Genomic DNA, 5,681 nt, shown 5'->3' with positions numbered 1-5,681 from the left:
GTCGTAAAGTGTTTGAGCCATTACTTACTAGTCCTATTTATTACTTGCTAAAATAGCTATTTTACATTTTCTAACACTAACTTATGTGCGGTATTTGTGGCCAGTTAAGATTTGATCAACAAGCAGTCAACTCGAATGATTTAAATCTGATGATGTCTAAGATTGCACGCCGAGGCCCGGATGCCTCAGGCGAGTGGACGGATCATCAGGTTGGCTTTGGCCATCAGCGTTTGAGTATTATTGATTTATCTAATTTTGCAGCACAACCTATGGTGGATCAAACGCTAGATTTAGTCTTGGTGTTTAATGGCACAATTTATAACTATAAGGCGTTGCGCGTTGAGTTGATTGATAAAGGTTATGAGTTTTTCTCGCATTCGGATACAGAAACCATTCTTAAAGCTTACCATCACTGGGGCGAGGATTGCGTTAAGCATTTAGACGGTATGTTTGCGTTTTGTATTTGGGATAAAAAACAACAGCACTTGTTTGTTGCTAGAGATCGTATGGGTATTAAACCGCTGTATTTTAATTTAACCGATCGTGCATTTAGTTTTGCCTCCAATACACAATCATTAGTAGCTATTGGTGCTAATACTGACATTAACTCAGTCGCTTTGCAGCAACAATTATCCCTGCATGGTGTGGTGCCTGCACCTAATACGATTCTCACAGGAGTTAATAAAATCAAGCCGGCCACCACCTTAATTATTAAGCCAAATGGCGATATTAAAGAAACCACTTATTGGCAACCCAAGGCGCAACGACCAGAAGCTAGCTATTCAAACGATGAGTATATTGAGCGTACCCATGAGTTATTAACCCAAGCAGTGCTTAAACGTATGGATGCAGCTGATGTACCTATTGGTGTATTGTTATCAGGCGGGCTGGATTCCTCTTTGTTGGTGGCATTGCTTAATGAGGCCGGGCATCAAGATATTCGCACATTCTCCATTGGCTTTGAAGATATTGGTGATGAAGTAGGCTCTGAGTTTGAATACTCCGATCAAATTGTTGACAGATTTAACACCCGCCATGAAAAATACGTGGTGAGTAATTCTCAAGTATTGCCGCGCTTGGGTGATGCAGTTGCTAATATGGCCGAGCCTATGGTTGGGCAAGATGCGGTGGCTTTTTATCTGTTATCTGAGCAAGTGTCAAAACACATTAAAGTGGTGTTATCAGGTCAAGGTGCGGATGAGGCGTTTGCAGGATATTTTTGGTACCCACGTATGCAAGCTGAGACTGGCTCGGAGCTTGAGCGTTTTTCTAAGCACTATGTAGATAGGCCGTATGAAGAATACTTGCAAACGGTGAATCAAAAGTATCATTCGGGCAATCATACGCAAGCCTGGCTTAATAAAGAATTCGCTAAAGCCAATGCGGATGAATTTATGGATAAGGTGTTTCGCACTGATATCACTCGTTTGATTGTGGACGATCCGGTGAAGCGCGTGGATAACATGACCATGGCTTGGGGGCTAGAAGCTAGAGTGCCATTTATGGATGCGCAATTGGTTGAACATGCGCTAAGCATGCCGCCGAGCTTAAAAATGAGCGAGGAGGGTAAGCACCCTTTAAAGCAAATATCCAGAGGGTTGCTACCTGATAGTGTTATAGATCGAAAAAAAGGCTATTTTCCGATGCCAGCACTAAAATATGTTCGTGGTGAATTTTTAGACTTTATGTCAGACATTCTAACTTCAAGCGCTTGTATTAATCGCGGGGTGTTTGACCAAGAATTTGTGCAAAAAGTTATTAATCAGCCTGAGCAATATATGACGGCACTCAATGGCTCAAGACTTTGGCATTTGGCATTGTTAGAATATTGGTTAGAGGTAAATGTCGATGGATAAAATAATCATTTATACCGATGGTGGTTGTCGTGGTAATCCAGGTGTTGGTGGTTGGGGTGTTTGGCTACGTTATGGCGATCATGATAAAAAACTCAAAGGCGGAGAAAAAGACACGACCAATAATCGCATGGAACTCACGGCTGCTATTAAGGCATTGGAAGCGATTAAATCAAAAGACATTGATATTAATTTGTACACAGATTCTAAATATGTCATGAATGGCATTAAAGATTGGGTCAAAGGCTGGAAGGCTAAAGGTTGGAAAACAGCTGCCAAAAAACCGGTTAAAAATGTGGATCTGTGGCAGAGACTAGATACATTAAACGCAACGCACACAGTGCATTGGCATTGGGTTAAAGGCCATAGTGGTGACGAAGGAAATGAAATGGCAGACGCATTAGCCAATCAAGCCATGGATGCTATGAGCTAGCAATTATTATAATATTATGATATTTAGATAGTATTGATTTAAGTTGCAATTATAATTTTAGGTGGTATAAATACAATCAACTATCAGCATTTAAAACAAGGGAGAGATAAGTAATGAGAAAAATAGCCGTATTATTCGCATTTTTAATAACAACAAACGTATTTGCACACCAAGATGGTGAGTCAGTAGCACCGTTAGGCGCAGACGCAACAGAGGTGCAAATGCAAGTAGTGCGTGATGGTGCACAAGATTTTTGTGACGGTAAAGAAGACGATGAAAGAGAAGAATGTGTCATGGATTTTTTCGCTAATCACAACTTAGAAGAAGAGCCTAGCTGCGATTAAACAACAGAATTTTTAGCGTTCGCCTTCTTGGGGGGCTAATAATAACCAACTCAATTAAGAGTTATTTTTTATATAAAAAAGAGGAGAGAGGCATGAGATTTCAATCATTAGTAGTATCAACTGCAGTCGCTGCAGTATTAACATCATCAGCAGCTTTTGCTGGTGAAAAAGTAACTGGCAAAGCTGTAGGCATCGTAAAAGGTGTTATGGAAGTTGCGGGTATTTCACGTAATCAAGACAACAAAGCAACGATCGATCCAGCATTTGCAAAGACATCACGTCCTTGTCCGCCGTTCTGTATTCAGCCTACTGCACCGTTTGCACCTGCAGCAGTTGACACAGTAACAGAATTAGACGTAATTCACGCAGCGCGTGATGCTGCAAATGGCGATACTTCTGTATTGGTAGTTGACGCACGTACTCCGGGTTGGGTTAAGAAAGGTACAATCCCTCACGCAGTAAACGTTCCATTTACTAAGCTTAACTCTAAAGCATTAGCTAAAGATCCGATGGCTGTGGTAGAAATCATGACTGAGACATTTGGTGTTAAAGATCTTGACGGCGTGCTAGATTACGATAACGCTAAGACTTTATACTTGTTCTGTAATGGTTCATGGTGTGGTCAGTCTCCAGCGTCAATTAGAGCATTGTTAACAATGGGTTACCCTGAGAACAAGATTAAGTACTACCGTGGTGGTATGAATGCTTGGAAATCTTTAGGTTTAACAACTAAGTAATTGATTCATAAAAAGCACTCATTATTGAGTGCTTTTTAATCTAGGAGATTATTATGAAAACTAAATTATTTGCACTAGCAATTGCGTCAACGTTCGCGTTAAGCGCTCAAGCTGCTACATTTCATGACTCAAGCTTTAACTGGAATAACGCTTCTTCTGCACCAGCAGTTAAGAAAGGTAAGCCAGTTGGTATCGTTAAGGGTGTATTAGAAATTGCAGGTATTTCTCGTAATGCTGATAACGGCAATACGGTAGATCCAGCGTTTGCTAAAACATCACGCCCTTGTCCACCATTCTGTATTCAGCCAACTGAGCCGTTCGCGCCAGCTGCAGTTGAAACAGTGACTGAGCTAGACGTAATTCACGCAGCGCGTGATATTGCTGGCGGTGATGCTTCTCAATTAATCATTGATGCACGTACTAAGGGTTGGGCCAAGAAAGGTATGATTCCTCACGCAGTGAATGTACCATTTACTAAGCTTAACTCAAAAGCACTGGCTAAAGATCCAATGGCTGTTGTAGAGTTAATGGTTGAGCAGTTTGGCGTTAAGGATCTAGACGGCGTGCTAGATTACGATGGTGCTAAAACATTATACTTGTACTGTAATGGTTCATGGTGTGGTCAATCGCCTGCGGCGATTCGTGCACTATTAACTATGGGTTACCCACAAAGCAAGATCAAATACTACCGTGGTGGTATGAATGATTGGAAGCTTTTGGGCTTAACAGTTAAGTAACTTGTTAACCATTGGTTTACAAAAAGGGATGTTAATAGCGTCCCTTTTTTATGGGTTAACAACCTCATTTGCGCAAGCTGAAACAAGGTTTGATCGCTGGTATCAAATTGGCTACGATTATTCACAGATGGGTCGAAATGACGATGCATTTAATTGGATGATGCGTGCCGCTGACGGCGGACATAGTGCTGCGCAAAATAATATTGGTCTGAGCTATTTACATGGCTTGGGCGCCGAGAAAGACGAAGAAAAAGCCTTTGAATGGTTTGAGAAATCAGCCGAACAAGGGTTGTCGTATGCTCAAAGTGAATTAGGTATGCTTTATTATGATGGCAAAGGTGTTGAGAAAAACATCAAGCTGGCTGAGCAGTGGTGGTTGGCCGCTGCACAGCAAGAAGATGAGTATGCTCAGTATAACTTGGCATCGTTGATGCTGGAACAAGGCGATCTTAAACAGGCTTATTATTGGTTTAATCGCGCCACTCAAAACAATCATCCAGATGCCAAAACAGCATTGGAGTTACTTAATGAAAAATATGTTGAATAAATTAATGATCGCAATATTGTGTAGTGTTTCGATGAATGCTACAGCCTTCTTTCCAAATTTGGATAATTTTCCGAAATTTCCAAAATTGCCTATATTAGGAGATATTAACCCTAGTGTTTTGCAAAAATTTTACAATCAGTTTACCGATGCCAAGCCAGATTTTGAACGTGAAAATCGCATGATTGCTGAGATTGAAGAAGCGGTAATGGATGGCGATGTTGAATATTTACCACTTGCAGATGACAAAGAGGTGTTTAGTATTTACATGGAGGCTGAAGCTGACGAGGCAAAAGGTGGTGTTATTGTCTTACACTCACGTGGTTTTCATGCTAATTGGGATAGTGTTATTAAACCGCTACGAGTGGGTATGGCAACCAAAGGTTGGCATAGTTTATCGGTGCAAATGCCTGTGCTTGATAAGCAAGCTACTTATTACGATTATGTGCCAATTTTCCCTTATGCACATGAGCGCATTGAAGCAGCGATTGATTTTTATAAGCGCCAGGGCATTGATAACATCATTTTAATTGCTCATGGTTGTGGTGCGCATATGGCCATGAGTTATTTTGATAAATTTGGCGATGATAAAATAAGCGCTTATGTTGGGGTTGGTATGGGTGCAACGGACTATAAGCAAAAAGTGATTAAGCGCATGCCACTTGATACTATGCTAAAGCCGGTGTTAGATGTATACGGTGAAAAAGATTTCCCGGGTGTTAGGCGCTCTGCTGAAGGCCGACGCTGGTTAATGGATATTGCCAACAACAAACAAAGTGCGCAAAAGGTCGTTGCTAGCGCGGACCATTACTTCAAAGATAGTGGCACAGCTGATGAATTAGTTAGTGTGATTGACACCTGGCTAAGAAAACTTAATTAGGTTGCCTTGCCTGTAGGTAGGCCAGCTCTTGTTCGGTAAAATCGGCACACTTGCGCGCATCTAGGTTAAATGGTCCGCGTAATGATTCACCCAAGTGTTTATGAATGAGGCCGTCAAAGATTTTAATAGGGTCTAGTTGTCTTTCTCGGCAGA

At 41.3% G+C, this 5,681-nt stretch carries 7 protein-coding genes; all 7 read left to right on the top strand.

What is annotated here, in order from left to right; translation table 11 throughout:
• The first annotated feature begins 83 nt into the window (after window positions 1-83).
• Window positions 84-1,856, top strand: a complete 1,773-nt coding sequence (locus PSN35_RS04120; RefSeq protein ID WP_300029860.1) for an N-acetylglutaminylglutamine amidotransferase — start codon at window positions 84-86, stop codon at window positions 1,854-1,856.
• A complete protein-coding gene (gene rnhA / locus PSN35_RS04115) occupies window positions 1,849-2,286 on the top strand; it encodes a ribonuclease HI (protein WP_300029857.1) in 438 nt (145 codons plus the stop codon). The genes PSN35_RS04120 and rnhA overlap by 8 nt, the downstream gene beginning before the upstream one ends.
• A 113-nt stretch (window positions 2,287-2,399) precedes the next feature.
• Window positions 2,400-2,630: a hypothetical protein gene (locus PSN35_RS04110; protein ID WP_300029855.1), complete on the top strand. Its 231-nt coding sequence runs from the start codon at window positions 2,400-2,402 to the stop codon at window positions 2,628-2,630.
• Between the two features lie 92 nt (window positions 2,631-2,722).
• Complete coding sequence (locus PSN35_RS04105; protein WP_300029852.1) at window positions 2,723-3,367, top strand: rhodanese-like domain-containing protein; 645 nt, start codon at window positions 2,723-2,725, stop codon at window positions 3,365-3,367.
• A gap of 53 nt (window positions 3,368-3,420) precedes the next feature.
• Window positions 3,421-4,104, top strand: coding sequence for a rhodanese-like domain-containing protein (locus PSN35_RS04100; RefSeq protein WP_300029850.1), 684 nt, complete (start codon window positions 3,421-3,423; stop codon window positions 4,102-4,104).
• 28 nt (window positions 4,105-4,132) lie between these two features.
• Complete coding sequence (locus tag PSN35_RS04095; RefSeq protein ID WP_300029845.1) at window positions 4,133-4,651, top strand: tetratricopeptide repeat protein; 519 nt, start codon at window positions 4,133-4,135, stop codon at window positions 4,649-4,651.
• Window positions 4,632-5,528: a DUF3530 family protein gene (locus PSN35_RS04090; protein ID WP_300029842.1), complete on the top strand. Its 897-nt coding sequence runs from the start codon at window positions 4,632-4,634 to the stop codon at window positions 5,526-5,528. The genes PSN35_RS04095 and PSN35_RS04090 overlap by 20 nt, the downstream gene beginning before the upstream one ends.
• The last annotated feature ends 153 nt before the right edge of the window (window positions 5,529-5,681 follow it).

The organism is Candidatus Thioglobus sp. (assembly GCF_028599055.1).
In the GTDB taxonomy this organism is placed as follows: Bacteria; Pseudomonadota; Gammaproteobacteria; order PS1; family Pseudothioglobaceae; genus Thioglobus_A.
The sequence above is the reverse complement of the archived record's forward strand: the minus strand, read 5'-3'. Positions and strand labels throughout refer to the sequence as shown.

Bases quoted from the DNA above. Each gene is read 5' to 3' on its own strand.
- PSN35_RS04100 (WP_300029850.1), top strand. From the start codon at position 3,421: ATGAAAACTAAATTATTTGCACTAGCAATTGCGTCAACGTTCGCGTTA.
- rnhA (WP_300029857.1), top strand. From the start codon at position 1,849: ATGGATAAAATAATCATTTATACCGATGGTGGTTGTCGTGGTAATCCA.
- PSN35_RS04110 (WP_300029855.1), top strand. From the start codon at position 2,400: ATGAGAAAAATAGCCGTATTATTCGCATTTTTAATAACAACAAACGTA.
- PSN35_RS04105 (WP_300029852.1), top strand. From the start codon at position 2,723: ATGAGATTTCAATCATTAGTAGTATCAACTGCAGTCGCTGCAGTATTA.
- PSN35_RS04095 (WP_300029845.1), top strand. From the start codon at position 4,133: ATGTTAATAGCGTCCCTTTTTTATGGGTTAACAACCTCATTTGCGCAA.
- PSN35_RS04120 (WP_300029860.1), top strand. From the start codon at position 84: ATGTGCGGTATTTGTGGCCAGTTAAGATTTGATCAACAAGCAGTCAAC.
- PSN35_RS04090 (WP_300029842.1), top strand. From the start codon at position 4,632: ATGAAAAATATGTTGAATAAATTAATGATCGCAATATTGTGTAGTGTT.